The following is a 26903-nucleotide window of genomic DNA, read 5'->3' as shown; positions in this document are numbered from 1 at the left end:
CGTCGCCGACGTTCCCGGGTACCCGGCTGGGCGGGATCGACGCCTGTCGGCGGGAGCAAACCGTTCTCCGCGGCGGCCTACGGGTGCGCGGCGACCTCGGGGTCCTCGGCGTCCTCCGGGTCCTCGGGGTCCGCCGCGTCCTCGGGGTCGGGGTCCTCGACGTACTCGGCGGGGTCGGCGGGGTCGGGGGACGCGGCGTGGTCGGCCGGGCGGTCCACATAGCGCAGCACGCCGAGCATCAGGTGCTCGTCGACCCGGTCGGGCTCATCGGCGACGCAGGCGGCCAGCGCTTTTGTCACGGCGGCGGCGTCGATGTCCGTGCCGATGAGGACCAGCTGGGTGCCGCGCCCGTCGTCGCCGCTCGGTGGCTCCCGCTGGAAGCGGAGGAACGCTCCGACGGCGTGCAGGGAGAAGGCCGTGCCCTGGCCGGGCGGCGCGAAATCGACGAACCCCTTGATCCGGTAGAGCCCGGCGGGGCGGGAGTCGAGGAATTCCATGAAGCGCCGCGGGTGCAGGGGCCGGTCGGCGAGGAATTCCACGCTCTGGTACGCGGTGTGCAGATGCCGGCCGTGCTCGTGGCCGTGGCCGTGGTCGTCGGTGCACAGGTCGGCGAAGGAGAGCTGGCGGAACGCCTCCTCGGCCGCCGGGCGGGTGCGCTCGTCGAAGAGGAAGGCGGGATCGATCCGGCCGTGCTCCGCCTCGATGACGGGGGTGCCGGGGCTGAGGCCGCGCACGGTGGTGAGGACGCGCTCGCGGGCGGCGGTGTCGATCCGGTCGGTCTTGTTGAGCACGACGAGGTCGGCGGCCCTCAGATGCCGGCCGACCTCCGGGTGCCGGTCGCGGGTGGCGTCGAATTCCGCGGCGTCGACGACCTCGACCAGACCGCCGTAGGTGATGCGGTCGTCGCCGCTGGCGAGCAGCATCCGGATCATGGCCTGCGGCTCGGCCAGCCCGCTCGCCTCGATCACGATCACGTCGATGCCCGCGGCCGGGCGGGCCAGCCGGTCGACCATCCGGTCCAGCTCGGAGGCGTCGGCGGCGCAGCACAGGCAGCCGTTCTCGATCGGGATCATCGAATCGACCTGCCCGGCGACGGCCAGGGCGTCGATGTTGATCGAGCCGAAGTCGTTCACGATGACGCCGACACGGGTCTCCCCGCTGTTGCGCAGCAGGTGATTGAGGAGTGTCGTCTTTCCGGAGCCCAGGAAGCCCGCGATGAGGATGACCGGTATCCGCTGCCCTGCCAAGGCGGTGCCTCCATGAAACGCCGAGAAATCGCTGAATCGCCGAGCCAGCCATCGTAGTGTCACCCGCACCTCACCGATCACCACCGGGAGTGCCCGTGCCCGACCTGCCCGCCGCGCTGTTCGTGATGGATCCGGTCCATCTCCCACGGCTCTTCCCCGGGCCGCTGCTCGAAAGACTGTCCGCCTCGCTGCGCGTTCCACACCGGGCCGTGCCCCGGCCGGCGGCCGTGGACGGGGTGGATCCGGCCGAGGTGGAGGTGCTGATCACCGGCTGGGGGTGCCCGCCGCTGACCGCCGGGGTGCTGGACGGGCTGCCCCGGCTGCGCGCGGTGCTGCACGCGGCCGGGAGTGTGAAGGAGCACATCACCGAAGCCTGCTGGGACCGCGGGCTGGTGGTGTGCTCGGCGGCCGGTGCCAACGCGCTGCCGGTCGCCGAGTTCACCCTCGCCGCGATCCTGCTGTCCGGCAAGGACGCGCTGCGGATGCGCGGCTGGTACGCGGCCCGCCGGCGCTTCCCCGCCGCGGAGGCCACGGCGGGCGTCGGCAACCTCGGCCGGCGGGTCGGTCTGGTCGGGGCGTCGCGGATCGGCCGGCGGGTGATCGAGCTGCTGCGGCCGTTCGACCTGGAGGTGGCGGTGTACGACCCGCATCTGCCGCCTCTTCAGGCGCGGGGCCTCGGGGTGCTCCCGCTGCCGCTGGACGAGCTGGTGGCGACCAGCTCGGTGGTGAGTCTGCACGCGCCGGCGCTGCCGGAGACGCGGCACATGCTCGATGCCCGGCGGCTGGCCTCGATGCCGGACGGCGCGGCCCTGGTGAACACCGCGCGGGGGTCGCTGGTGGACACCGCCGCGCTCACCGGGGAGCTGGTCTCGGGGCGTATCTCGGCGGTGCTCGATGTCACCGAGCCGGAGCCGCTACCTGCCGGCTCACCCCTCTACGAGCTGCCGAACGTGCTGCTGACGCCGCATGTCGCGGGCGCGCTCGGCAATGAACTGCGGCGGCTGGGAACGGCGGTGACGGAGGAAGCGGAGCGGCTGCTTTCGGGGGTTCCGCCCCGGCACCGGGTGCTGCGCGGCGATCTGGACCGGATCGCCTGACCCGCGGCGGGGTCGTTACGCGCTCGCAACGCGCGCGGCCGCGACACGGGCCACGGTCGATGGCAGGATGCGGGCCAACCGCAAGATCAGATGTGACGTTCTGCCGACCGTGTGTGCCCTGGCGTGCCCTGGAGGTACCGTGTCCGCTCGTTCCGCACTGCCCGTCATAGCGACGACCGCCGCCGTTCTGCTGGTGGCGAGCTGCACCAGTACCGAGTCGTCCGGGGACGGTTCGAAGATCGAACTGGTCGACTCCGGGAAACTGACCACCTGCACCCATCTGCCCTACGCGCCGTTCCAGGTGAAGAAGGACAACAAGGTCGTCGGCTTCGACGTGGACCTCGTCGACCTCGTCGCGAAGGAGCTCGACGTCGAGCAGGAGATCGTGGACACGCCCTTCGAGGGGATCCAGTCCGGCGAGGACCTCAACATCGGCAAGTGCGATGTGGCCGCCGCCGGGATGACCATCACCGACGTGCGGGAGAAGAACCTGGACTTCTCCGTCCCCTACTTCGAGGCGACGCAGGCCCTGATCACCAAGAAGGGTGCCACGTACAAGTCCCTCGCCGACCTGGGCGGCAAGAAGCTGGGCGTGCAGCAGTCGACCACCGGCGAGGAGTACGCCAAGGAGCACGGCGAGGACGTCGAGCTGGTGCAGTTCGAGGATCTCGCGCTGCTGCTGACCGCCGTCAAGACCGGACAGGTCGACGCCGGGATCAACGACAACGGCGTGCTCTACGACTACGTCAAGTCCAACGCCGACACCGAGGTGACCGCCGAGTTCGACACCGGCGAGGCGTACGGGATCGCGGTGCGCACCGGCAGCGACGCGCTGCGCAAGAAGATCAACAAGGTGATCAAGGAGGCCAAGGCGGACGGCCGGTACGACGCCATCTACAAGAAGTGGTTCGGTACCGCGCCGAAGAAGTGAGGTCCTTATCCCACCCTTCGTCGTCCCGCCGGAGTTGAGGAGTAAGCCCGCTTATGGCAATGACCCGTCGGCAGCGGACCCGGGTGATACGCACGGTGCAGTACGCGGTGCTGGTGGCCGCCCTGCTCGTCTTCGTGCTGGCAGCGGACTGGGGTGAGCTGCGCCGGGCGTTCTTCGACGTCGAGGTCGCCAAGGCCCTGTTCCCCGAGATCATCACCACCGCGCTGGTCAACACCGTCGTCTACACACTGTTCGGCTTCGGGTTCGGCCTGCTGCTGGGGCTGCTGCTCGCCCTGATGCGGCTGTCCCAGGTGCCGCCGTACCGCTGGCTGTCCATCGCCTACATCGAGTTCTTCCGGGGTGTGCCGGCGCTGCTGGTGTTCATCGCGCTGGGCTTCGGTGTGCCGCTGGCCTTCCATGTGGCGCTGGACCGCTACGTCACCGTGATGCTGGCGCTGGGTCTGGTCGGCGCGGCGTACATGGCGGAGACGATCCGCGCGGGCATCCAGGCGGTGCCCAAGGGGCAGCTGGAGGCGGCCCGTTCGCTGGGCATGTCACACACCTGGGCGATGGTCTCGATCATCATCCCGCAGGCGTTCCGGATCGTGCTGCCGCCGCTCACCAATGAGCTGATCCTGCTCACCAAGGATTCGTCGCTGGTGTATCTGCTCGGGCTCTCCCTCGACCAGTACGAGCTGGCCAAGTTCGGCCGGGACGCGCTCAACCAGCACCGCAGCCTCACGCCGATCATGGTGGCCGGGCTGTGCTATCTGCTGATCACCCTCCCGCTGGGCCATCTGGTGCGGCGGCTGGAGGCCCGTACCGCGAAGGCGAGGTGAACCGGGCGATGGCGACCGGGAGCACGGAGAAGGAGCCGCGGTCCGGCGCGGAAGCGGAAGCCGGCGCGGTGGACGGGACCGGTGCGGTGGACGAAGCCGCGATCCGGGTCCAGGGGCTGCACAAGTCGTTCGGTGAGACGGAGGTGCTGCGGGGCATCGACTTCACCGTCGGCCGCGGTGAGGTGGTGTGTGTCATCGGCCCGTCCGGATCGGGGAAGTCCACGCTGCTGCGCTGCGTCAACCTGCTGGAGGAGCCGACCGCGGGGACGGTCTGGGTGGCGGGCACCGAGGTCACCGATCCGGATGTGGACATCGACCGGGTGCGGCGGCGGATCGGCATGGTCTTCCAGTCGTTCAACCTCTTCCCGCATCTCACCGCCCTGGAGAACCTCACCATCGCCCAGCGGCGGGTACTGCGCCGGGACAAGGCGGCGGCGGCCGAGGTGGCCCGGCGCAATCTGGACCGGGTCGGGCTCGCGGAGAAGGAGTCGGCCTACCCGGCCCAGTTGTCGGGCGGGCAGCAGCAGCGGGTGGCGATCGCGCGGGCGCTGTCGATGGGCCCGGAGCTGATGCTGTTCGACGAGCCGACCTCGGCACTCGACCCGGAGCTGGTCGGGGACGTGCTGGCGGTGATGCGCTCCCTGGCCGACGAGGGCATGACCATGCTGGTCGTCACCCATGAGATGAGTTTCGCGCGGGAGGTCGCGGATCGTGTCGTCTTCATGGACCATGGCATGGTCGTCGAGGAGGGCAGCCCAGAGCAGGTTATCGGCGCGCCGCGGCAGCCGCGGACGCGGGCGTTCCTGACCCGGGTGCTGGACCCGGCGGCCGCGCGCGTCGGCGAGGTGGAGGACGCCGGTCCGCACGACGCCCGAGTCGACCGCTGAGGCCACTGAGGCCGCTGAGAACCACTGAGAACCACTGAGGTCCGTCTCAAGGCGTCGCGTCATCGGAGGTTCAGCAGCGTGTTCGTCGACCTGCCCGTGGAAGAACTGCGCGGCTACCGGCCGCCGCTGCCCGAGCCCGAGGGGTTCGACGCCTTCTGGGCGCGGACCCTCGGCGAGGCGCGGGAGCACGATCTGGACGCGGTGTTCACCGAGTCCGAGGTCGGTCTGGCGCGCCTGGATACCTGGGACGTGGAGTTCTCCGGCTTCGGCGGCCACCGGATCCGCGGCTGGCTGCTGGCGCCGCGCGAGGCCGCCGGCCCGCTGCCGTGCGTGGTGCAGTACGTCGGCTACAAGGGCGGCCGGAGCCTGCCGTACAGCTGGCTGCTGTGGCCGTCGGTCGGATACGCGGTGTTCGTCATGGACAGCCGCGGCCAGGGCTGGAGCCGGTCCCGTCCGGGAGACACACCGGACCCGGCCGGCGGCACCGGACCGGAGGCGCCGGGGCTGCTGACCCGAGGCGTGCTCTCCCCCGAGGACTACTACTACCGGCGGCTGTACACCGACGCGGTGCGTGCCGTGGAGGCCGCCCGCGCGCATCCGGTGGCCGATCCGGCGCGGATCGTGGTCAGCGGCGAGAGCCAGGGCGGCGCGATGGCGCTGGCGGCGGCCGGGCTGGTGCCGGACCTGGCCGGCGCGCTGGTCGACGTGCCGTTCATGACACACATCCGCCGGGCGGTCGAGATCACGGACGCGGACCCCTACGGCGAGGTGGCCCGCTTCCTGGCGGGGCAACGGCGTCTGGTGGAGCGGGTCTTCCACACGCTCGACCATTTCGACGGTCTGAACTTCGCCGCTCGCGCGGGTGCGCCGGCGCTCTTCTCGACGGCGCTGCGCGACGAGGTCACTCCCCCGTCCGGCGGCTTCGCCGCGTACCACCACTACGCGGGTGAGAAAGAGCTCACAGTGTGGCCGTTCAACGGGCACGAGGGTGGGAACGTGCACCAGGAGGCGGAGCAGGTCCGCTTCCTGACCGGACTGCTGGGGGTCTGAGGCACCGTGCTTCCGCTGCAAGGCATCACCGTCGTCGCTCTGGAGCAGGCCGTCGCGGCGCCGTACGCGACCCGGCAGCTGGCCGACCTCGGCGCCCGGGTCATCAAGGTGGAGCGCCCGGGGCGCGGCGACTTCGCACGGGACTACGACCGCGCCGTCAAGGGCATGTCGGCGTACTTCGTCTGGGTCAACCGCGGCAAGGAGAGCGTGGTCCTGGACCTGCGGGACGACGGCGACCGGGCGCTGCTGGACGCGCTGCTCGCCGGGGCGGATGTCTTCGTGCAGAACCTCAAGCCGGGTGCCTGCGAGCGGCTGGGGCTCGGCGCGGACGTCCTGCGCGCCCGCCATCCGCGGCTGATCACCTGCGAGATCACCGGCTACGGGAGCACCGGGCCGTACCGTGACAAGAAGGCGTACGACCTGCTGGTGCAGTGCGAGACGGGGCTGGTGTCGGTCACGGGTGAGTCCGGGGCCCCGGCGCGAGCGGGCATCTCGATCGCCGACATAGCGGGCGGAATGTACGCCTACAGCGGCATCCTCACCGCCCTGTTCGAGCGGGAGCGGACCGGCGAGGGGACGGCGCTGTCGGTGTCCCTGCTGGACGCGCTCGGCGAGTGGATGGGGCACCCCTACTACGCGCAGGGCTTCGGCGGGGAGCCGGTGCGGCCCAGCGGGGCCCGGCATCCGTCGATCTCCCCGTACGGGCCGTACACCTGCGGGGACGGGGCCAGGGTCTTCCTCAGCGTGCAGAACGACCGGGAGTGGGTGGCGCTGTGCGAGCGGGTGCTGCGCCGCCCGGACCTCACGCGCGATCCGCGGTTCGCGGAGAACCCCCTGCGGCACGCGCACGACGAGGAGCTGACGGCGGAGCTGGAGCGGTGTTTCGCCGGGCACACCGCGGACGGGCTGGTCGCGCTGCTCGACGGGGCGGGGATCGCGAGCGCGCGGCTGCGGACGGTGGGCGAGTTCGCCGATCACCCGCAGTTGGCGGCGCGGGACCGGTGGCGGGAATTCGACTCGCCGGTGGGGCGGTTGCGGGGGTTGCTGCCGCCGGTCGAGGTGCTGGGGCGGGAGGCGCCCATGCGGGCGGTGCCGGGGTTGGGGGAGCACACGGAGGCGATCCGGGCGGAGTTCGGCTGAGCGGGTGCCGGGATGGCCCGGGCGGGGGTCGCGCCGGCCGGCGGGGTGGTGGCGTCGGCCGGTGGAGTGGTGGCGAGGAGCATGACGCCGCGGCCGGCCGCCAGTGCTCCGGTGAGGGCCAGGAGCAGCCCGGCCCAGCCGCCCCGGACCCCCTCGCCCAGCAGGGTCAGTCCGATGGCCGAGGCGGCGAGCGGATTGGCCAGGGTCACCACGGTGAGCGGGCCGCCGAGTCCGCTGCGGTAGGCGACCTGGGAGAGCAGGAGTCCGGCCACCGCGAAGGCGGCGACGCCGAGCAGGACGCCCAGGGCCAACCATACGGAGGGCAGGTGCGCGCCGCGGCCGGTGACGGCGACCGTCAGGGTCTGGGCGAGCGTGGACGCCACCCCGGAGGCGATGCCGGAGGCGGCGGCGTGCCGCAAGCCGATCCGTGCGCCGGGGCACGCCAGGAGCGCGATCACCACCGTCGACGTTCCCGCCACCGCCGCCAGCTCGCCCGCGGCGAGGCTGTCGCGGGGTCCGGGCCCGGCGGTGACGCCGAGCAGCGCGGCCAGGCCCAGCAGCGTCCAGCCGATGCCCCACCACTCGGCGCGCCGCACCGGGCGGCCGGCCAGGTGCGCGCCCAGCGGGACGGCGACCACCAGGGTGAGCGCGCCCAGGGGCTGGACCAGGGTGAGCGGGCCGTAGTTCAGGGCCACCACATGCAGCAGCGCGCCGAGGGCGTTCAGCCCGACCGAAGCCCACCAGGCGGCGGTGGCCAGCAGTCGCCGGACCCCGGTGCCGGGGCGCGAGGCGAGGCGTTCCTGGGTGGTCGCCGCGGTGGCGTAGGCGACGGCCGAGGCGAGCGAGGTGGCCACGGCTATCGCGGAGGCGCTCACCCTGCCCTCACTTCGGGGGGTTCGGTTCGGGGACTCATCCACCGGCCCTTCGCTCGCGCTGTCGATGCACCGCCCAGCACATCGAGACACTCCTGTATCGATACATCAGTGTACCGATACACTGATGTATCGGTGGTCGTGATTCGGTCGAGGGAGAGGCAGTGATGACGTCGGAGAACGCGCCGCGGGACACCGCGGTCTCGTCGCCTCGCTCCAAGATCACCCCGGAGCGGGCGCGGGAGATCTTCCAGGCCGTACTGGACCTGCTCAGGGAGAGCGGGTACGAGGCCCTGACCCTGGACGCGGTCGCCACCCGGGCGAAGGCGAGCCGGGCCACGCTCTACCGGCAGTGGCAGACCAAGCCGCGGCTGGTCGCCGCGGCACTGCGCCGCGCGGAGCAGGGCCGCGTCTCCGGGATCGACACCGGCACGCTCGCCGGAGACCTGCGCGAGGTCGCGCGGTCCGTCGGTGCGGGGGCGTGTCACGACACGCCGCTGGTGCACGCCCTCAGCCATGCCACCCTGCACAATCCGGACTTGCAGGAGGCGCTGCGCGAGGCGCTGATCGAGCCCTACCTCGCGGGTGTCGGCGCGATGGTCCGCCGGGCCGTGGAGCGCGGCGAGATCGCGGCGGACAACCCGGCCGCCGACTACGTCGCGCTGCAACTCCTCGGTGTGCTGCGGGTCAGGCCGCTGGTGGAAGGGCGGTACGGGGACGCGGCGTATCTGACCCGCTTTCTGGAGGCGGCGGTGCTGCCCGCGCTCGGGATCCGGGAGTAACCGCCGCGCGGCGGGGAACGCTCGCCGACATCTGATGTTGGTGTCGAGGACACCAGACCCTTCCCTGGGGCTCACTGGACTTGGAACACTTCGCTCGCTGCTGTTCCCCACACCCCAAGAGGTCCCAGACTCATGCCTGAACTCAATCGGCGGCGGTTCCTCCAGATCGCCGGTGCCACCGCGGGCTACTCCGCCCTGTCGAGCAGCATCGACCGTGCCGCGGCCATCCCCGCCCGGCGCCTGTCCGGCACCATCGAGGACGTCGAGCACATCGTGGTGCTGATGCAGGAGAACCGATCCTTCGACCACTACTTCGGCTCGCTCAAGGGCGTACGGGGCTTCGGCGACCCGCGCCCGGTGACGCTGCCGAGCGGCAAGTCGGTCTGGCACCAGCAGGGCGGCGGCAAGGAGGTGCTGCCGTACCACCCGGACGTCGAGGACCTCGGCATGCAGTTCATCGCGGGCCTGGACCACGACTGGGCAGGCGGCCACAAGGCCTTCAACCAGGGGAAGTACGACCAGTGGATACCCGCCAAGTCGGTGGGCACGATGGCGCACCTGACCCGTGCGGACATCCCCTTCCACTACGCGCTCGCCGACGCCTTCACCGTGTGCGACGCCTACCACTGCTCGTTCATCGGGGCCACCGACCCCAACCGCTACTACATGCTCACCGGCCATGTGGGCAACGACGGGAAGGGCGGCGGGCCGGTCCTGGGCAACCAGGAACTCGGCTACGACTGGACGACGTACGCCGAGCGCCTGGAGGCGGCCGGGGTCTCCTGGAAGGTCTACCAGGACATCGGTGACGGCCTGGACGCGGCCGGGCACTGGGGCTGGATCGAGGACGCCTACCGCGGCAACTACGGCGACAACTCGCTGCTCTACTTCAACAAGTACCGCAACGCCAAGCCCGGCGACCCGCTCTACGACAAGGCGCGCACCGGCACCAACGCCAAGGCGGGCGAGGGCTACTTCGACATCCTCCGGGCCGACGTGAAGGCCGGGAAGCTGCCGCAGGTCTCCTGGATCGCCGCCCCCGAGGCCTTCTCCGAGCACCCCAACTGGCCCGCGAACTACGGCGCCTGGTACATCTCCCAGGTGCTGGACGCCCTCACCTCCAACCCCGAGGTGTGGAGCAGGACGGCCCTGTTCATCACCTACGACGAGAACGACGGCTACTTCGACCACGTCGTGCCGCCCTACCCGCCGTCCTCCGCCTCCCAGGGCCTGTCCACCGTGGACACCACCCTGGACTACTTCGGCGGCAACGCGAGCTACGCCGCGGGGCCCTACGGCCTGGGCCAGCGCGTGCCCATGCTGGTGGTCTCGCCCTGGAGCACCGGTGGCTACGTCTGCTCCGAGACCTTCGACCACACTTCGATCCTGCGTTTCATGGAGCGCCGCTTCAAGGTGGCCGAACCGCAGATCTCGCCCTGGCGGCGGGCCATCTGCGGCGACCTGACCTCGGCCTTCGACTTCGGCCTGAAGGACACCGCCCCGGCCTCACTGCCGGGCACCGACGGCTACCTGCCGCCCGACCACGAGCGGCACCCCGACTACGTGCCCAAGCCTCCGGCCCGTCCGGCGCTGCCCAAGCAGGAGGCCGGCTCCCGGCCTACCCGGCCGCTGCCGTACGCGCCGTTCGTGGACGCCTCCGCGACCCCCTCGACCGGCCGCCTCACGCTGACCTTCGGCAGCGGCGACCAGGCGGGCGCGCAGTTCTACGTCACCTCCGGCAACCGCACCGACGCCCCGTGGACCTACACCACCGCCGCCGGCAAGACGATCTCCGACACCTGGAACTCGGAGTACTCCGGCGGGAAGCACGATCTGACGGTGCACGGCCCCAACGGCTTCCTGCGCACCTTCAAGGGCCCGGGCAGGACCGCGGGCCCGGAGGTCACCGCCCGGCACCTGACCGCCTGCGGCAACCTCGAGCTGACCATGACCAACGCGTCCAACGCCACCTGCCAGCTGACGGTCACCCATGCCTACACGGGCGCCCGGGAGACCTTCGCGGTGCGCCCGGGCGCGCGCGTGGTGCACACCGTCGACCTGCGCGGAAGCAAGCGCTGGTACGACGTGTCCGTGGTGTCCGACAAGGACAGCGGCTATCTGCGGCGGTTCGCCGGGCACGTCGAGAACGGCCAACCGGGTGTGAGCGACCCGGCGATCATCACCGGCTGACGGGCTCGCGTACCGGGTCCGTGCCCCGGGCCGGACCCGGTACCGGGCGGGCGTCCCGGCGGACGAGTGCCGCGTAGCGGCCGTCCCGCTCCAGCAGCTGGTCGTGGGTGCCCTGTTCGACGACGCGGCCGCCGTCCAGGACGACGATCCGGTCGGCGTCGCGGACGGTGGAGAGCCGGTGCGCGATGGTGATGGTGGTGCGGCCCGCGGAGAGCGCGTCGATGGCCTGCTGTACGGCGTGTTCGGTACGGGTGTCCAGGGCGCTGGTGGCCTCGTCGAGGATGAGGACGGGCGGATCGCGCAGGATGGTGCGGGCGATGGCCAGGCGCTGCTTCTCGCCGCCGGAGAAGCGGTAGCCGCGCTCGCCGACCACGGTGTCGTAGCCCTCGGGCAGTGCGGCGATGTGGTCGTGTATCTGGGCGGCGGCCGCGGCCGCGGCGATCTCCTCGTCCGTCGCGTCGGGCTTGGCGAACCGCAGATTGTCCGCGACCGAGGCGTGGAAGAGGTATGTCTCCTGGGAGACGACACCGACCGCGCGGGCGAGGGTGTCGAAGTCCAGGGAGCGGACGTCGACCCCGTCGAGCAGTACCCGCCCGCCGGTCACGTCGTACAGCCGGGGCACCAGATAGCTCAGGGTGCTCTTGCCGGAGCCGGTGGGTCCGACGACGGCCAGGCTGCTGCCGGCCGGAACGGTCAGGTCGATCCCGCTGAGTGTCGGGCGGGCCGGGGGCGCGGTGCGGCCCGGCTCCGGCGGGTCGTAGTGGAAGTCGACGGCGTCGAAGCGCACCTCACCGCGGATCTTCTCCAGCCGCACCGGATCGGCGGGCTCGGTGATGTCGTTGGGCATGTCGAGGTACTCGAAGATGCGCTGGAAGAGGGCGAGCGAGGTCTGGATCTGCACGCCGGTGGAGAGCAGGCTCACGGTCGGCCGGAACAGGCCCTGCTGGAGGGAGACGAAGGCGACCAGGGTGCCGATGGACACGCTGGGGCCGCCGGTCTCCAAGGCGATGCCGGCGGCCCAGTAGATGACGGCGGGCATGGCGGCCATCACCACGCCGATGGTGGACATCCGCCAGCGGCCCGCCATGCTGGAGCGCACCTCCAGATCCACCAGCCGGTCGGACTCCCGGGCGAACGCCTCGGTCAGCGAGTCGGCGCGGCCCATGGTGCGGCCCAGCAGGATGCCGCTGACCGACAGCGACTCGGTGACCATCGCGGACATCGCGGCCATCTGCTTCTGCCGCTGTGAGGTGATCTTCTTGCGCTCCTGGCCGACGCGCCGGCTGATCCACACGAACAGCGGGAGCAGCAGCAGCGAGACCGCGGTCAGCCGCCAGTCGAGGGCCAGCATCGCGACCACGGTGGCGACGACACCGGTCAGATTGGAGACCAGGGAGGTGGCGGTGGAGGTGACGGTGGCCTGCATGCCGCCGATGTCGTTGGCGATGCGGGACTGCACCTCACCGGTGCGGGTCCGGGTGAAGAAGGCGAGCGGCATGCGCTGCAGCCGGTCGTAGACCGCGGTACGCAGGTCGTGCATGACGCGCTGCCCGACGGTGGTGGACAGCAGGGTCTGCAGGACACCGAAGACACCGCCGATCACGGCGGCGGCGATCATGCCGAGGGCCAGCAGGCTCAGCAGCCCGGTGCGGCCCTCGGGGATGGCGGTGTCGAGGATCTCGCGGAGCAGGAACGGCGTGGCGACCGACACCAGCGAGGCGGCGGCGACCAGCAGGCCGACGAGGGCGAGCCGGCCGCGATAGGGGCGGAAGAGCCCGAGGATGCGCCGCACCTGGGCGGGCTGCTCGGGGTCTGCGGGGGGCGGGGTCCACTCGGGTATGTCGGGTCGCATGGGCTCCTTCTGAGACAGGGAACGGCGGCTGCGGGCAGGGGCCGGCACAGCGAGCCGAGCATAGCTCATTGTTACCTAAGCTCACAATGAACATCATCCTGATACAGTCGGGCCATGCCCAGCTCCGTCCCCGCTCCCGACACCTCCGGCCAGCTCGCCGAGCAGCTGCTGCGCCTCACCCGCCGGCTGCACCGCGCCCAGCAGCGGCATCTGGAGCCGTTGGGGATCACCCCGGCGCAGGCGCGGCTGCTGCGCACCGTCGCCCACCACGGCCGGGACGGCCGGCCGCCGCGGATGGCGGATCTCGCCCAGCGGCTGGAGGTGGTCCCGCGCGCGGTGACCTCGCTGGTGGACGCGCTGGAGACGCACGGCTCGGTGCGCCGGGCACCGGATCCGGCCAATCGCCGGGTGATCCGCATCGAGCTCACGGACACCGGCCGGGAGACGCTGCGCACCCTGCGCGACGCCCGCCGCGCCGCCGCCGAGGACATCCTCGCCCCGCTGTCGCAAGCGCAGCGCGAAGCACTGGGCGGACTGCTGGACGCGCTGGCCGGCGACCCGGGCCACGGCTGCTGACGCGGCCCGCCCGTCAAGCACCCTGATCAGGTGGCCAGATGGGCCTCGTCCCCCATCACCACCACCGGGTGCGCGGCCGGGTCCAGGGTCTTGAGCAGGTACTCCATCCCGGACTTGGACAGGCTCACACAGCCGGAGGTCCCGCTGCCGTGGTCCATGTGCAGCCAGATGCTGCCGCCCTTCCGCCGGCCCTGGGGGCGGGTCGGCTCCAGCGGGCTGGTGCCCCTCAGCCGGTTGTAGTCGATCGCGATGACGTAATCGAAGTCGTGCCAGTGGGACTTGGGCCAGTAGTGCGGGGCGGCGAAGGCCGCATCTCCCGCATAGGGCAGCTTGGCCCCGGGATCGGCCAGCACACCGCCCGCGTCGCTGAGCGTGAAGACACCGACCGGGCTGCGCTTGTCGCCCTCCCGGTGGTCGGTGGTCCAGCCGCGCTTGCCGTTGTGCCCGGACCAGCTGCGGGTCCGCTCCCATACCCGGCCCCGTTTGGCGTAGAGGACCACGGTCGCCTCGGCCGAGTCCTCGCCCTCGCCGTACACAGCCACCACCTGCCGGGAATTGGCCGGAATACGGGACTGGAGTGCGTCCCCGACCCGCGGAATACGCGTCATGTCGGCGGCGGGTGAGGCGCTGCGCCCCGGCTTCCCGGCCCTGCCGCCGCCTTTTTCGCCGCCGCTCTCGGAGCCGGAGCCGCCGCATCCCGTGACCAGGACGGCGACCGCGGCGGTCAGCGCGGCCGTAACGCTCCACATCGTGCCGGAAGTACGCATGTCGCCATGGTCGCACCCCGCCGCCGCGGCGCCGCACGCGGCCTGGCGTCCCGCTCGGACGACTGTGGCCAGATCCGGCGTTCCGACGCGGAAAACCAGTTGAATCCCGGCGCCTGACGAAGCGAACCTTTCACGGCCCCCGGCGGCCGTGCCGCTGTCCAGGGCCCCCGTATGCCCTCTTTCCCCCGCTGCCCCTGCCCCTTGCCCTGCCCGCACCCGAGCTTTGGGACGTCATGCAGATTCGCGATCTTCCGTATCCCGATCCGGGCCGGCCGGACGTCCGATCCGGCCCGCGGTTCCTGCTCTGGCTGGGCAGAAACCAGCTCGGCGGTCAGCTCCGCGCGGTGCTGTGGGGCCTGCTGCACATGGGGGCCGTGGCGGCCTTCCCGGTGGCGGTCGGCCTCGCCGTGCAGGCGGTGGTGGACCGCTCCGGAGAGCGTCTGGCGCTGGCCGGCGGGCTGATGGTGCTGCTCGGCGTGGCGTCCGCGCTCGGCGACTCGATGCTGCACCGGGTGGCCGTCACCAACTGGATCACCGCGGCCGCGCGCGTCCAGCAGCTGCTGGCCCGCAAGACCGCGGAGCTCGGCTCCGGGCTCACCCGGCAGGTCGCGGCCGGTGAGGTGGTGGCCGTGTCCACCAGTGACGTGGAGAAGATCGGCTGGTTCGTGGAGGCACTGTCCCGCTTCACGGCCGCCCTGCTCACCACCATCGGGGTGAGCGTGGCCCTGGTGGTCTATCAGCCCGCGCTGGGCGGTGTGGTGGCGCTCGGTGTGCCGGCGCTGGCCCTTGCCGTCCTGCCGCTGCTGCCGCGGGCGACCCGCCGGGCCGACGAGCAGCGGGAGAAGGCGGGCCGGGCCACCGAGCTGGCCTCCGACACGGTCGCCGGGCTGCGGGTGCTGCGGGGCATCGGCGGTGAGGAGCTGTTCCTGGACCGCTACCGCCAGGCGTCCCAGGAGGTGCGCGCGGCGGCGGTGCGCAGTGCCCGCACCTGGGCGCTGATCGCGGCCGTACAGGTGCTGCTGCCCGGGCTGCTGCTGATCGGCGTGGTCTGGTACGGGTCGGAGCTGGCCCGGGACGGCCGGATCGGCGTCGGCGAGCTGGTCACCGTCTACAGCGCCGTCACCTTCCTGCTCTTCCCGCTGCGCCACTTCGAGGAGATCGCCCAGGCGTACTCCTTCTCCCGGCCCTCCGCACAGCGCGCCGCCCGGGTGCTGGCCCTCACCCGGTCGGCGCCGGCCGCCGAGCCGAGCGGCACCTGGAGCGGCAAGCCGCTGAGCGGCGATCTGTACGACCCGGCCAGCGGCCTGCTGGCGCCGGCCGGCCACCTGACCGCGGTGGTGTGCGGAGACCCGGACGCGGCGGGCCGACTGGCCGAGCGGCTCGGCGGGCACCCCGCGCGGGACGAGGACCCGGCCCGGGACGAAAACCGGGGCGAGGACCTGGTCAAGGACCGGGACGAGGACCGGACCGGCGAGCCGGCGCGGTCCTCGGCGCCGTCGGTGCGGCTGGGCGGGGTGCCGCTGGACGAGGTGCCGCTGGCGGCCGCGCGCACCGCCGTCCTGGTCCAGGACAAGGACCCGGTACTGCTGTCGGGCACGCTCGCCGAGCTGCTGGACGTGCCGGCCTCGGGCGCGGTGGCGGTGGCCGACGCGCTGGCGGCCGCCCAGTGCGGTGATGTGCTGGACGCGCTCGCCCAGGGCGGCCGGGAAGGGCCGGCCGACCCGATGGGCGCGCGGATCACCGAGCGCGGACGGTCGCTGTCGGGCGGGCAGCGGCAGCGGCTCGCCCTGGCCCGCTCGCTGGTGACCGACCCCGAGGTGCTGGTGCTGGACGAGCCCACCTCGGCCGTCGACTCGCACACCGAGGCGCGGATCGCGGACGGGCTGCGGGAGCTGCGCAAGGGGCGGACCACGGTGGTGCTCACCTCCAGCCCGCTGCTGCTGGACCGCGCCGACCGGGTGGTGTTCGTGCCCGATGGCACGGCGGCGGCCTCCGGCACCCACCGCGAACTGCTGCGCACCCACCCCGGCTACCGGGCCCAGGTCACCCGGGAGACCGAGCCGGAGCACGCGCCGGCCACCCCCGGCCCGCGCGAGGCCGCCCGGCACCCCGTCGGCCAGGGCGAACACGGCCTGCACGGCGACCACAGCGAACACAGCACTCGGACCGAGCAGATCGAGGAGTCGGCATGATCGGCGTGGCGCCACCGGCGTACGACCCGGCGGCCCCGGAGTCGTCCACCATCCTGCCGGTGGGCACACCGGCGACGGTGCGGGCCTATGCGCGGGAGCTGCTGCGCCGGCACCGGAGAGCCTTCGCGGTGCTGATCGCGGTGAACGTCACCGCCGTGCTCGCCTCCATGGCCGGTCCCTACCTCCTCGGCGAGCTGGTGCAGGACATGGCGGAGGGCACCGAGGACCTCCACATCGGGCGTACCGTCGCGCTGTTCGCGGTGGCGCTGGCGGTGCAGGCGGTGTTCGTCCGGGAGGTGCGGCTGCGCGGCGCGGTGCTCGGCGAGCGGATGCTGGCCGATCTGCGCGAGGACTTCCTGGTCCGCTCGGTGAAACTGCCGCCGGGCGTGCTGGAGCGGGCGGGCACCGGAGACCTGCTCTCCCGGATCACCACCGACGTCGACCGGCTGGCGGAGGCGATGCGGGAGGCGGTGCCGCAGCTGTCGATCGGTGTGGTGTGGGTGGGTCTGCTGCTCGGCGCGCTCACCGTGACCGCGCCCGAGCTGGGGCTGGCGGTGCTGGTGGCGCTGCCCGGCCTGGTGATCGGCTGCCGCTGGTACTTCCGCCGGGCGCCGAGCGCGTACCGCTCCGAGTCGGCCGGCTACGCCGCGGTGGCCGCCTCGCTCACCGAGACGGTGGACGCCGGGCGGACCATCGAGGCGCACCGGCTGGGTGAGCGGCGGGTCGCACTGTCCGACCAGCGCATCCGCGAGTGGACCGCCTGGGAGCGCTACACCCTCTGGCTGCGCTGTGTGCTCTTCCCGGTGATCAACGGAAGCTTCACGGTGATCACCGGGTCGGTGCTGATGATCGGCGGCGCCTTCGTCCTCCAGGGCTGGATGACGGTGGGCGAGCTGACCACCGGGGCGCTGCTGGCTCAGATGCTGGTCGAGCCGATCGGGATGATCCTCCGCTGGTACGACGAGTTGCAGATCGCCCAGGTGTCGCTGGCCCGGCTGGTCGGGGTGCGGGAGATCGAGGCGGACGCCGGGGACGCGGCGGTGGCGCCCGACGGCCGGGAGGTCCAGGCCGATCAGGTGCGCTTCGGCTACCGGCCGGACGTCGATGTGCTGCACGGGGTGTCGATGCGGGTGCGGCCGGGCAGCCGGCTGGCGCTGGTCGGGCCGTCCGGCGCGGGCAAGTCCACCCTGGGCCGGCTGCTCGCCGGGATCTACCAGCCGCGGGCGGGCGAGGTCACCCTCGGCGGGGCGGAGCTGGCGCGGATGCCGGCGGAGCACGTGCGGCTCCATGTCGCGCTGGTCAACCAGGAGCACCATGTGTTCGTGGGTTCGCTGCGCGACAATCTGCTGCTGGCCCGGACCTCCGCGCGGGACACCGAACTGTGGGCGGCGCTGGCGGCGGTGGACGCGGACGGCTGGGCGCGGGCGCTGGCGGACGGGCTGGACACCGAGGTCGGTTCGGGAGGGCTGGCGCTCACCCCGGCGCAGGCGCAGCAGGTGGCGCTGGCCCGGCTGGTCCTCGCCGACCCGCACACCCTGGTGCTGGACGAGGCCACTTCGCTGCTCGACCCGCGGGCGGCCCGTCATCTGGAGCGTTCGCTGGCCCGGGTGCTTCAGGGGCGGACGGTGATCGCCATCGCGCACCGGCTGCACACCGCACACGACGCCGATCTGATCGCGGTGGTGGCGGACGGCCGGATCACCGAGCTGGGCAGCCACGACGAGCTGGTCACGGCGGACGGCGCGTACGCCGCGCTGTGGCGCTCCTGGCAGCAGTAACCGGCAGCGGTAAGGGGTGCCCGGTGGGTCTTCGAGGCGACCCACCGGACACCCCCTTGGCGCCGGTGCCGGAGGAGGCCGGGCGGCTCAGAGATAGCCGAGCGCGCCCAGTCCGCTGAGCCCGCCGACCACCATGAAGGCGGGCATCAGCACCTTCAGCTCGACCCAGCTGCCCGCCCGGAAGCGCATCCCCTTCGGCGGTCCCACCGGGTACCAGCGCTTGCGGCCGATCGGGATGGGCCACAGGATCGGGCAGCCGGAGACGGTCAGCGCGTCGCCGATGTCGTGTACCAGCGCGCCCAGCACGATGGGCAGTCCGAGCCACAGATACTCCTGGCCGTCCCCGGTGAACAGCCAGTCGGAGCCGTTGCCGGGCTTGTTCAGCACCTCGGCGAGGATCCAGGCGCTGGTCGCGCCGAGCAGCCACACCAGGACGTCGCTGGAGACGCGCGCCATCCGCCACAGCAGGCCCTCGACGGCGAGCACCATGTGCACGAAGAGGATGCCCAGCACCGCCCACCGGCCGCCGGCCACCGCCAGCGCCGAGGCGCCGGCGCCGATCAGCACCGCCCACAGCCAGGTGTGGGTGAGGGTGCGGTGCCCGCCGGAGCGGCGCGGGTCGCCCGGCTTCCTCGTCGCCTTGTAGACGGCGTGCGAGAGCTTGTCTATCACTTCGCACAGGCCGCGGGAGACGGGGCCGAAGGCCCGCGAGATGGTCGCCGACTTGTGGTCCAGGTCGGGTGCGAGGGCGGCTCCGGCGCAGATCAGCGCGCCGACGACGAGCACCGGCCAGGGCATCGCGTGACCGGCCGCGCCGGCTGCCGCGCCCACGCCCAGCCAGGCCGCCGCTCCGGACAGCGAGTGCGCCGGTCCCATCATGGTCTGATCCCGCCCCTGTGTTTCGTGCCCGCGATTGCGGGAGTTGGTCGTACTCGGCGCGGCCCACCCTAGCGGCGAGTGATCTTCGCCGGCACGGCCGGTCCCGGGCGGTGCGGAAGACCAGGCAGTATAGGAGCGTGAAGACTCTTATCGATCAGCTGCCGAGCGACGCCGACCCCGATGCGCTTTTCGAGGCGTTCTCGACCTGGGTGGAGGAGCGGGGCATCTCGCTGTACCCCGCTCAGGAGGAAGCGCTGATCGAGGTGGTGTCGGGGGCGAACGTCATCCTGTCCACGCCCACCGGCTCGGGCAAGAGCCTGGTGGCGGCCGGCGCCCATTTCACCGCACTCGCCAACGATCAGGTGACCTTCTACACCGCGCCGATCAAGGCCCTGGTGTCGGAGAAGTTCTTCGAGCTGTGCAAGATCTTCGGCACCGAGAACGTCGGCATGCTCACCGGCGACGCCTCGGTCAACGCGGACGCTCCGGTGATCTGCTGCACCGCCGAGGTGCTGGCGTCCATCGCGCTGCGGGACGGCAAGGACGCCGACATCGGCCAGGTGGTGATGGACGAGTTCCATTTCTACGCCGAGCCGGACCGCGGCTGGGCCTGGCAGATCCCGCTGCTGGAGCTGCCGCAGGCCCAGTTCGTCCTGATGTCGGCGACCCTGGGCGACGTGGCGCGCTTCGAGGAGGACCTCACCCGGCGCACCGGGCGCCCCACCGCCGTGGTCCGGTCCGCGACCCGGCCGGTGCCGCTGAGCTACGAGTACGTCACCACGCCGCTGACCGAGACGCTCACCGAGCTGCTGGAGACCCGGCAGGCGCCGGTCTACATCGTGCACTTCACCCAGGCGGCGGCGGTGGAGCGGGCGCAGGCGTTGATGAGCATCAACATGTGCACCCGCGCCGAGAAGGACGAGATCGCGGCGCTCATCGGCAATTTCCGCTTCACCACGAAGTTCGGCCGCAATCTGTCGCGTTATGTCCGGCACGGCATCGGGGTGCACCACGCCGGGATGCTGCCGAAATACCGGCGGCTGGTGGAGAAGCTGGCGCAGGCCGGTCTGCTGAAGGTCATCTGCGGCACCGACACCCTGGGGGTGGGGGTCAACGTCCCGATCCGCACCGTGCTGTTCACCGCGCTGACCAAGTACGACGGGCAGCGGGTGCGCACGCTGCGCGCCCGGGAGTTCCACCAGATCGCCGGCCGGGCCGGGCGGGCCGGTTTCGACACGGCCGGCTTCGTCGTCGGGCAGGCGCCCGAGCACGTCATCGAGAACGAGAAGGCGCTCGCCAAGGCCGGGGACGACCCGAAGAAGCGCCGCAAGGTGGTCCGCAAGAAGGCCCCGGAGGGCTTCGTCAACTGGGGGCAGAACACCTTCGAGAAGCTGATCGCCTCCGATCCCGAGCCGCTGACCTCCCGCTTCCACGTCAGCCACACCATGCTGCTGTCCGTCATCGCCCGCCCGGGCAACGCCTTCGAGGCGCTGCGCAGGCTGCTGGAGGACAACCACGAGCCGCGCCGCAACCAGCTGCGGCACATCCGGCGGGCCATCGCGATCTACCGTTCGCTGCTGGACGGCGGGATCGTCGAGCGGCTGGCGACGCCGGACGCGGAGGGCCGGATCGTCCGGCTGACGGTCGACCTCCAGCAGGACTTCGCGCTCAACCAGCCGCTGTCCACCTTCGCGCTGGCCGCCTTCGAGCTGCTGGACCCGGAGTCCCCGTCCTACGCCCTGGACATGGTGTCGGTCGTGGAGTCGACGCTGGACGATCCGCGGCAGATCCTGGCGGCGCAGCAGAACAAGGCGCGCGGCGAGGCGGTCAACGCCATGAAGGCCGACGGCGTCGAGTACGAGGAGCGGATGGAGCGGCTCCAGGACGTGTCGTACCCCAAGCCGCTGGAGGAGCTGCTCTTCCACGCCTACGGCCTGTACCGCAAGAGCCACCCGTGGGTGGGCGACCACCCCCTCTCCCCCAAGTCGGTCATCCGCGACATGTACGAGCGGGCGATGACCTTCACCGAGTTCACCTCCTTCTACGACCTGGCGCGCACCGAGGGCATCGTGCTGCGCTACCTCGCCAGCGCCTACAAGGCCCTGGACCACACGGTCCCGGACGACCTGAAGTCGGACGACCTGGAAGACCTGATCGCCTGGCTGGGCGAGATGGTGCGGCAGGTCGACTCCAGCCTGCTGGACGAGTGGGAGCAGCTGGCCAACCCGGAGGAGATGACGGCCGAGGAGGCGCAGGAGCGGGCCGACGAGGTCAAGCCGGTCACCACCAACGCGCGGGCGTTCCGGGTGCTGGTGCGCAACGCGATGTTCCGCCGGGTGGAGCTGGCCGCCCTGGACAAGGTGGCGGAGCTGGGCGAGCTGGACGAGGAGGCGGGCTGGGACGAGGCCCGCTGGGCCGAGGCGATGGACGCCTACTGGGACGAGTACGAGGACCTGGGCACCGGTCCGGACGCCCGCGGGCCGAAGCTGCTGAGCATCGAGGAGCAGCCGGAGCACGGGCTGTGGCGGGTGCGGCAGACCTTCGCGGACCCCAGCGGCGACCACGACTGGGGCATCTCCGCGGAGGTGGATCTGGCGGCCTCCGACGAGGAGGGCCGCGCGGTCATCCGGGTCACCGACGTGGGGCAACTGTAGTCTCACCGGCGCGCCCCCCACGGCGAGCACCGGTACCTCAAGCGAAGGGCACCCGTCATGACCAATCCCGCCGAGCGCCTGGTCGACCTGCTGGACCTGGAGCAGATCGAGCTGAACATCTTCCGCGGCCGCAGCCCTGATGAGTCACTGCAGCGGGTGTTCGGCGGGCAGGTGGCGGGGCAGGCGCTGGTGGCCGCCGGGCGTACCACCGACGGACGGCGGCCGGTGCACTCGCTGCACGCCTACTTCCTGCGCCCGGGCGTGCCCGGGGTGCCGATCGTCTACCAGGTGGAGCGGGTGCGCGACGGGCGGTCCTTCACCACCCGGCGGGTGGTGGCGGTCCAGCAGGGCCGCCCGATCTTCAACCTCACGGCCTCCTTCCACGAGCCGGAGCCCGGCTTCGAGCACCAGGTTCCGATGCCGGGCGTGCCGGATCCGGAGAGTCTGCCGCGGATCGGTGAGGAGCTCCGCGAGCACCTGGGCGAACTCCCCGAAGCCCTGCAGCGCATGGAGCGCCGGCAGGCGTTCGACATCCGCTATGTGGAGCGGCTGCGCTGGTCCGCGCCGGAGTTGGCCGGTGTGGAGCCGCGCAGCGGGGTGTGGATGCGGGCGGTGGGCCCGCTCGGCAACGATCCGCTGGTCCACACCTGCGCGCTCACCTACGCCAGCGACATGACGCTGCTGGACGCGGTGCGCATTCCGATCGAGCCGCTGTGGGGGCCGCGCGGCTTCGACATGGCCTCGCTGGACCACGCCATGTGGTTCCACCGCCCCTTCCGGGCGGACGAGTGGTTCCTCTACCAGCAGGAGTCGCCCATCGCCACGGGCGGCAGGGGCCTGGCCCGGGGTCAGATCTTCGACCGGCAGGGGCGGCTGCTGGTCTCCGTCGTCCAGGAGGGCCTGTTCCGCAAGCTCCCTTGAGGTGAGGCTTCCCGGCCGGTTGGGGCCGCCCGCGCCGGGACACTGCCGCAAATGCCGGATTCCGGGCGGCGCAAGCCCTACGCTCCCCTTGAGGGAGGGATGTGCCCATGCAGAGCAGAGCTTCCCAGGCCAGAACCCGATCCGGTTCCCGGTGGGGCAAGGCCGTCGTCATCGGTGGCGGATACGCCGGGCTGGTCACGGCCCGGGTCCTGGCCGACCACTTCGGCGACGTGGTCATCCTGGAGCGGGACCCGGTGGACGAACACACCGGCACCCATCCGAACGTACCGCAGGGCTACCACGCCCACGCCATGCTGGCCAAGGGCGCGGAGGTCCTGGAGCGGCTCTTCCCCGGCCTCCGCGCGGAGCTGGCGGAGATCGGGGCACCGGTCTTCGACTACGGAGAGCACATCAGTTTCCTGCTGCCGTCCGGCTTCGCGCCGCGCAGCCGGACGGGCGTGGAGATCCAGACGTTCACCCGGGACGAGCTGGAGCGCCGCCTGCGCCGCAGGGTGCTGGCCCTGCCCGAGGTGACACTGCTCCCCGCCACCCGGTGCGAGGGGCTGACGATGGGCAGGCCCGGCAGGGTGAGCCGGGTCAGGTACCGGACGGACGGCGCCGAGCGGCCGGTGGAGGTCGAGGCGGACCTGGTCGTCGACGCCTCGGGGCGGTCCAGCGCACTGGACAAGTGGCTCGGTGAGATGGGCCTGTCCGTGCCGGACAAGCGCGTGGTGAAGGCGAAGATCACGTACACCTCGATGAACTTCGACCGGGAAGAGAAGCCCGACCGGGACTTCCACATCGCCTACCAGATGGTGTTCGCCCCGCACACCCCGCGGGGCGGTGTGGTGCTGGCCGTGGAGCGGAACCGCTGGACGTGCTCGCTCTTCGGCTTCGAGGAGCACATGCCGCCGACCGAGGACGAGGCGTACCTGGCGTTCGCGAAGAGTCTGAAGAACACGCACCTGGCCGAGCAGATCGAGCGTCGCACCAGCCAGGAGCCGACCTACCGGTACACCAACGTCAACAACCAGTGGCGCCCGTACCACAAGGTCAGGGACTGGCCGGACCGCCTGGTCGCCCTCGGCGACGCGGTCTGCGTGTTCAACCCCGTCTACGGACAGGGCCTGACGGTGGCCGCGATGGAAGCCGACCTCCTCCACCGCTCGCTGGCCGCACGCCGGCGGGTCAGGACCGGCCTGGACGGGCTGAGCAGGAGCTATCAGCGCGCGGTGGCGCGCCTGGTGCTGGTGCCCTGGACCCTGTCGGTCAACTCCGACCTGATGTGGAACCCGCACCACCAGCCCCTCGGGGCGAGGATCGCCCACTGGTACAACAAGCACCTCTTCGCGGTGTCCGTCCGTGACGCCCATGTGTGGTCGCGCTTTGTGCGGGTCGCCAACATGGTGGCCTCACCCGCCGTGCTGTTCCACCCCAAGGTGGTGTCCAAGGTCGTGGGCCAGGCCCTGTCCCGCCGCGGTCGCGGCGCCACCTGACCTCGCGCCGGCCCGTGGGCCTCCCCCGTCCCGCCACGGGGCGGGGCGTGGCTCACAGGTGGCTGGTCGTGCCGCCCTGCTGCCGTGCCTCGACGCCCAGGTGCTCCCCCACGCGGTTCACCATGAGCGCCATCTCGTAGGCGATCTGGCCCACGTCGCTCTCCGGGCCGCTGAGCACGCACAGACAGCTGCCGTCCCCCGCCGCCGTCACGAAGAGCACGCCCTCCTCGTACTCCACCATGGTCTGCCGCACCCGGCCGGTCCCGAAGTGCTGACCGGAGCCCTTGGCGAGGCTGTGCAGACCGGATGAGACGGCGGCGAGGTGTTCGGCGTCCTGTTGGGCGAGCGATGTGCTCGCGGCGGTCACCAGGCCGTCGTTGGACAGCACCAGCGCGTGCCGTATGTGTTCGATCCGCTCGGTCAGGTCGTCCAGCAGCCAGTCGAGTCCCTTGCTGAATGCCATGCAGCGCCTCCCCGTTCACAGCTGTTCCCCACTCAGCGGCCCAGCCTTGCTCAACAGCGCCCTGGGAGCAACCCGACCCGCGCGGCGGCGCCCGGATCGACACGGCGGCCCTCCGGTGGATCATGGGTGGGACGACCGCACCCGAGGAGGACCCGTGAGAGACGACCACGACGAGGTGAGGGACTTCTTCACCCCCCGCGCCGCCGACTGGGACACCCGCTTCCCCGACGACGGCCCGGCGTACGCCGCCGCCGTCGCCGATCTGGGGCTGCGCGCCGGGGACACCGTGCTGGACGCGGGGTGCGGCACCGGCCGGGCACTCCCCGCGCTGCGGGACGCGGTCGGCGGCACCGGGACGGTCCTCGGCGCGGATCTGACCCCGGCGATGCTGGACGCGGCGGTGGACGCCGGCCGGGAGCGCACCGGGCTGCTGATGGTGGCCGACGTGGCCCGGCTGCCGCTGCGGGACGGCGTGCTGGACGCGGTGTTCGCCGCCGGGTTGATCTCCCACCTCGCCGACCCCGGCGCCGGCCTCGCCGAACTGGCCAGATGCGTGAGGGCACAGGGCCGGCTGGCGCTCTTCCACCCGGTGGGGCGGGCGGCGCTGGCGGCCCGGCACGGGCGGCAGATCACCCCGGACGATCTGCGCGCCGAGCCCAACCTCCGCCCGCTGCTGGAGCGTTCGGGCTGGGAGCTGGTCTCGTACACCGACGTGGACACCCGCTTCCTGGCCCTGGCGGTCAGGCAGGGCTGAGATCCGGACGCCTGTGGCGAGGCGTCAGGGCTGCTCGGCGATGGCCGCGGCGTACGCGGGCGGGTTGTCGAACATCACGTTGTGCCCGGCGCCGGGGACGGTCACCACCGTCACCCCGGCGGCCGCCAGCGCCCCGCGCCCGTCCAACTCGCCGCTCAGCTCGCCCTGGAGGTAGGTACGCGGGATCGACAGGCCGAGGAGCATCTGCCGCATGGTGGGGTCGGTGCCGCGTACCAGGCCGCGCGCGCTGCGGTACAGGGCGGTGGGATCGGCCAGGCGCATCGTCGCCCGCCACACCGGCCCGACCCGCTCCAGGGTGCGCTCCCGTCCGCCGCCCCGGACGAACTCCTCCTCCGAGTGCGTGGCGATGCCGCTGCTGCCGGCGGTGACCGGCGGGTGCGGGTCGAGGTTCGCCTCGACGAGCACCAGCCGGGAGACCAGGTCGGGGCGGCGGTGGGCGAGCACGATCGCCACGGCTCCCCCCATGCTGTGGCCGACCAGCTGCGCGCGCTCGGCTCCGGCTGCGTCCAGCACCCGGGCGAGCGCGTCCGCGTGGTCCTCCAAGGTGTAGCCGAAGTCCCGCGGCCGGTCGCTGAGTCCATGGCCGGGCAGGTCGACGAAGAGCGAACGGCGCCCGGCGAGCCGCGGACTCGCCGCGATATGCGCGTGGTACGGGGCGCAGGCGGCGCCGAGGCCGTGCACATAGACCCGGGGCGGGCCGTCCCCGGCCGCCTCGGTCCAGGCGATGAGATCCCCGTTGGATGTGAACTCGGTGTGCCGCATGCCCCGCCCCGCCGTCCTGTCCGTAACCGATCGTCCGACCGGTCTTGCCGACTTCTTCTGACTTCCGACTTCTGACCTTCGACTCTCGGAGGTCTGACGTCCGAGGACGCTCACCATACATCGTCTCCGAGGTATTGCGGTATCGATGCATCCCGTAGCCGAGGTACAGCGGATGCGGCAGAATGCGGGCATGCTCGAACTCGTCATCCTCGGCTTCCTCTACGACACCCCGCTGCACGGCTACGAGCTGCGCAAACGGATCGCCGCGCTGACCGGACACGTCCGGCCGGTGGCCGAGAGCACGCTCTACCCGGCCATCAAGCGGCTGGAGAAGGCCGGGCTGGTGGCCCGCGAGACGCAGCCGGGCGCCGGCGCCGCGCCCCGGCACGTGCTGACGCCCACCGAGGCCGGACGCGCCGAGCTGCGCCGCCGCCTCGCCGACCCGGCGGACCGCGAGATCAGCGACGAGAACCGCTGGTTCACCCTGCTGGCGTTCCTCCGCCATCTGGACGACCCGCGCGCCCAGGCGGCCGTCCTCCGGCGCCGCCTGGAGTTCCTCCGGCAGCCCACGAGCTTCTTCTACGACGGCGACCGGCCGCTGCGCGCCGAGGAGATCGCGGATCCGTTCCGCAGCGGCCTGCTCACCATCGCGCGCGCCACCAGCGAGGCGGAGCTGGCGTGGTTGCGCAGGACGCTGGACGCGCTGGGCGCGGCGGCGGGCGACTGATCGACGGCGAGCGGCCGGCCGACGGC

The 26903-nt window shown here is 72.0% G+C and carries 22 protein-coding genes and 1 pseudogene; 16 read left to right on the top strand and 7 right to left on the bottom strand.

Annotated elements, in window-relative coordinates; translation table 11 throughout:
• Positions 1-77: 77 nt before the first annotated feature.
• Complete coding sequence (locus tag AC4BDD_RS28590) at positions 78-1247, bottom strand: CobW family GTP-binding protein (protein ID WP_490688357.1); 1170 nt, start codon at positions 1245-1247, stop codon at positions 78-80.
• An 89-nt stretch (positions 1248-1336) separates the two neighbouring features.
• On the opposite strand from AC4BDD_RS28590, the gene AC4BDD_RS28585 reads away from it, so the two are divergent.
• From AC4BDD_RS28585 to AC4BDD_RS28560, 6 genes are all read left to right on the top strand, one after another.
• The gene (locus AC4BDD_RS28585) at positions 1337-2344 is read left to right on the top strand and encodes a hydroxyacid dehydrogenase (protein ID WP_490688356.1); all 1008 of its coding nucleotides are present in this window, start codon (positions 1337-1339) and stop codon (positions 2342-2344) included.
• 139 nt (positions 2345-2483) lie between these two features.
• Positions 2484-3275: a basic amino acid ABC transporter substrate-binding protein gene (locus tag AC4BDD_RS28580; RefSeq protein ID WP_490688355.1), complete on the top strand. Its 792-nt coding sequence runs from the start codon at positions 2484-2486 to the stop codon at positions 3273-3275.
• Positions 3276-3328: 53 nt separating this feature from the next.
• The gene (locus AC4BDD_RS28575; RefSeq protein WP_490688354.1) at positions 3329-4114 is read left to right on the top strand and encodes an amino acid ABC transporter permease; all 786 of its coding nucleotides are present in this window, start codon (positions 3329-3331) and stop codon (positions 4112-4114) included.
• Between the two features lie 8 nt (positions 4115-4122).
• Positions 4123-5001, top strand: coding sequence for an amino acid ABC transporter ATP-binding protein (locus AC4BDD_RS28570; RefSeq protein WP_490688353.1), 879 nt, complete (start codon positions 4123-4125; stop codon positions 4999-5001).
• Positions 5002-5079: 78 nt separating this feature from the next.
• Positions 5080-6051, top strand: a complete 972-nt coding sequence (locus AC4BDD_RS28565) for an acetylxylan esterase (protein WP_490688352.1) — start codon at positions 5080-5082, stop codon at positions 6049-6051.
• A gap of 6 nt (positions 6052-6057) precedes the next feature.
• A complete protein-coding gene (locus AC4BDD_RS28560; protein ID WP_490688351.1) occupies positions 6058-7191 on the top strand; it encodes a CaiB/BaiF CoA transferase family protein in 1134 nt (377 codons plus the stop codon).
• Here the strand turns inward: AC4BDD_RS28560 and AC4BDD_RS28555 are convergent.
• Positions 7146-8066: pseudogene (locus tag AC4BDD_RS28555) on the bottom strand (DMT family protein); the annotation flags it as partial. The gene AC4BDD_RS28560 and the pseudogene AC4BDD_RS28555 overlap by 46 nt on opposite strands.
• Before the next feature lie 164 nt (positions 8067-8230).
• Between AC4BDD_RS28555 and AC4BDD_RS28550 the strand changes: the two are divergent.
• Positions 8231-8845, top strand: coding sequence for a TetR/AcrR family transcriptional regulator (locus AC4BDD_RS28550; RefSeq protein ID WP_490688350.1), 615 nt, complete (start codon positions 8231-8233; stop codon positions 8843-8845).
• 132 nt (positions 8846-8977) lie between these two features.
• Positions 8978-11035 (top strand): phosphocholine-specific phospholipase C, encoded by a 2058-nt coding sequence (locus AC4BDD_RS28545; protein ID WP_490688349.1) that lies wholly within the window; start codon positions 8978-8980, stop codon positions 11033-11035.
• Here AC4BDD_RS28545 and AC4BDD_RS28540 read toward each other — a convergent pair.
• Positions 11025-12887 (bottom strand): ABC transporter ATP-binding protein, encoded by a 1863-nt coding sequence (locus AC4BDD_RS28540; RefSeq protein WP_490688348.1) that lies wholly within the window; start codon positions 12885-12887, stop codon positions 11025-11027. The two genes, AC4BDD_RS28545 and AC4BDD_RS28540, sit on opposite strands and share 11 nt — an antisense overlap.
• A gap of 114 nt (positions 12888-13001) precedes the next feature.
• Between AC4BDD_RS28540 and AC4BDD_RS28535 the strand changes: the two genes are divergently transcribed.
• Positions 13002-13463: a MarR family winged helix-turn-helix transcriptional regulator gene (locus AC4BDD_RS28535; RefSeq protein WP_490688347.1), complete on the top strand. Its 462-nt coding sequence runs from the start codon at positions 13002-13004 to the stop codon at positions 13461-13463.
• Between the two features lie 26 nt (positions 13464-13489).
• Here AC4BDD_RS28535 and AC4BDD_RS28530 read toward each other — a convergent pair whose 3' ends face one another.
• Entirely contained in the window at positions 13490-14230 is a 741-nt protein-coding gene (locus AC4BDD_RS28530; RefSeq protein WP_490688346.1) for a L,D-transpeptidase family protein, read from the bottom strand.
• 233 nt (positions 14231-14463) lie between these two features.
• On the opposite strand from AC4BDD_RS28530, the gene AC4BDD_RS28525 reads away from it, so the two are divergent.
• The gene (locus AC4BDD_RS28525; protein WP_490688345.1) at positions 14464-16422 is read left to right on the top strand and encodes an ABC transporter transmembrane domain-containing protein; all 1959 of its coding nucleotides are present in this window, start codon (positions 14464-14466) and stop codon (positions 16420-16422) included.
• A complete protein-coding gene (locus tag AC4BDD_RS28520; RefSeq protein WP_490688344.1) occupies positions 16419-18200 on the top strand; it encodes an ABC transporter ATP-binding protein in 1782 nt (593 codons plus the stop codon). The genes AC4BDD_RS28525 and AC4BDD_RS28520 overlap by 4 nt, the downstream gene beginning before the upstream one ends.
• Before the next feature lie 87 nt (positions 18201-18287).
• Here AC4BDD_RS28520 and AC4BDD_RS28515 read toward each other — a convergent pair whose 3' ends face one another.
• A complete protein-coding gene (locus AC4BDD_RS28515; RefSeq protein WP_490688343.1) occupies positions 18288-19079 on the bottom strand; it encodes a metal-dependent hydrolase in 792 nt (263 codons plus the stop codon).
• 137 nt (positions 19080-19216) lie between these two features.
• Here AC4BDD_RS28515 and AC4BDD_RS28510 point away from each other — a divergent pair, with 137 nt between their 5' ends.
• From AC4BDD_RS28510 to AC4BDD_RS28500, 3 genes are all read left to right on the top strand, one after another.
• Positions 19217-21733, top strand: a complete 2517-nt coding sequence (locus tag AC4BDD_RS28510) for a DEAD/DEAH box helicase (protein WP_490688342.1) — start codon at positions 19217-19219, stop codon at positions 21731-21733.
• Between the two features lie 57 nt (positions 21734-21790).
• Complete coding sequence (locus AC4BDD_RS28505; RefSeq protein ID WP_490688341.1) at positions 21791-22654, top strand: acyl-CoA thioesterase; 864 nt, start codon at positions 21791-21793, stop codon at positions 22652-22654.
• 107 nt (positions 22655-22761) lie between these two features.
• Entirely contained in the window at positions 22762-24150 is a 1389-nt protein-coding gene (locus AC4BDD_RS28500) for an FAD-dependent oxidoreductase (RefSeq protein WP_490688340.1), read from the top strand.
• 52 nt (positions 24151-24202) lie between these two features.
• Here AC4BDD_RS28500 and AC4BDD_RS28495 read toward each other — a convergent pair whose 3' ends face one another.
• A complete protein-coding gene (locus AC4BDD_RS28495) occupies positions 24203-24613 on the bottom strand; it encodes a roadblock/LC7 domain-containing protein (protein ID WP_490688339.1) in 411 nt (136 codons plus the stop codon).
• 154 nt (positions 24614-24767) lie between these two features.
• Between AC4BDD_RS28495 and AC4BDD_RS28490 the strand changes: the two genes are divergently transcribed.
• Positions 24768-25367, top strand: coding sequence for a class I SAM-dependent methyltransferase (locus tag AC4BDD_RS28490; protein WP_490688338.1), 600 nt, complete (start codon positions 24768-24770; stop codon positions 25365-25367).
• Between the two features lie 24 nt (positions 25368-25391).
• On the opposite strand, the gene AC4BDD_RS28485 is transcribed toward AC4BDD_RS28490, so the two are convergent.
• The gene (locus AC4BDD_RS28485; protein WP_490688337.1) at positions 25392-26150 is read right to left on the bottom strand and encodes an alpha/beta fold hydrolase; all 759 of its coding nucleotides are present in this window, start codon (positions 26148-26150) and stop codon (positions 25392-25394) included.
• Positions 26151-26340: 190 nt separating this feature from the next.
• Here AC4BDD_RS28485 and AC4BDD_RS28480 point away from each other — a divergent pair, with 190 nt between their 5' ends.
• Positions 26341-26877 carry a PadR family transcriptional regulator gene (locus AC4BDD_RS28480; protein ID WP_490688336.1) on the top strand — a complete coding sequence of 179 codons (537 nt, stop codon included), beginning with the start codon at positions 26341-26343 and terminating at the stop codon, positions 26875-26877.
• The last annotated feature ends 26 nt before the right edge of the window (positions 26878-26903 follow it).

The sequence above is a fragment of the Streptomyces sp. JLBT605 genome, from assembly GCF_058215555.1.
This window is presented reverse-complemented; position numbering and strand designations above follow the sequence as displayed.

Excerpts from the sequence above, each read along its gene's own strand:
- AC4BDD_RS28535 (WP_490688347.1), top strand. The coding sequence starts at position 13,002 with ATGCCCAGCTCCGTCCCCGCTCCCGACACCTCCGGCCAGCTCGCCGAG.
- AC4BDD_RS28485 (WP_490688337.1), bottom strand. The coding sequence starts at position 26,150 with ATGCGGCACACCGAGTTCACATCCAACGGGGATCTCATCGCCTGGACC.
- AC4BDD_RS28575 (WP_490688354.1), top strand. The coding sequence starts at position 3,329 with ATGGCAATGACCCGTCGGCAGCGGACCCGGGTGATACGCACGGTGCAG.
- AC4BDD_RS28530 (WP_490688346.1), bottom strand. The coding sequence starts at position 14,230 with ATGCGTACTTCCGGCACGATGTGGAGCGTTACGGCCGCGCTGACCGCC.
- AC4BDD_RS28545 (WP_490688349.1), top strand. The coding sequence starts at position 8,978 with ATGCCTGAACTCAATCGGCGGCGGTTCCTCCAGATCGCCGGTGCCACC.
- AC4BDD_RS28515 (WP_490688343.1), bottom strand. The coding sequence starts at position 19,079 with ATGATGGGACCGGCGCACTCGCTGTCCGGAGCGGCGGCCTGGCTGGGC.
- AC4BDD_RS28505 (WP_490688341.1), top strand. The coding sequence starts at position 21,791 with ATGACCAATCCCGCCGAGCGCCTGGTCGACCTGCTGGACCTGGAGCAG.
- AC4BDD_RS28480 (WP_490688336.1), top strand. The coding sequence starts at position 26,341 with ATGCTCGAACTCGTCATCCTCGGCTTCCTCTACGACACCCCGCTGCAC.
- AC4BDD_RS28525 (WP_490688345.1), top strand. The coding sequence starts at position 14,464 with ATGCAGATTCGCGATCTTCCGTATCCCGATCCGGGCCGGCCGGACGTC.
- AC4BDD_RS28570 (WP_490688353.1), top strand. The coding sequence starts at position 4,123 with ATGGCGACCGGGAGCACGGAGAAGGAGCCGCGGTCCGGCGCGGAAGCG.
- AC4BDD_RS28495 (WP_490688339.1), bottom strand. The coding sequence starts at position 24,613 with ATGGCATTCAGCAAGGGACTCGACTGGCTGCTGGACGACCTGACCGAG.
- AC4BDD_RS28520 (WP_490688344.1), top strand. The coding sequence starts at position 16,419 with ATGATCGGCGTGGCGCCACCGGCGTACGACCCGGCGGCCCCGGAGTCG.
- AC4BDD_RS28550 (WP_490688350.1), top strand. The coding sequence starts at position 8,231 with ATGACGTCGGAGAACGCGCCGCGGGACACCGCGGTCTCGTCGCCTCGC.
- AC4BDD_RS28540 (WP_490688348.1), bottom strand. The coding sequence starts at position 12,887 with ATGCGACCCGACATACCCGAGTGGACCCCGCCCCCCGCAGACCCCGAG.
- AC4BDD_RS28500 (WP_490688340.1), top strand. The coding sequence starts at position 22,762 with ATGCAGAGCAGAGCTTCCCAGGCCAGAACCCGATCCGGTTCCCGGTGG.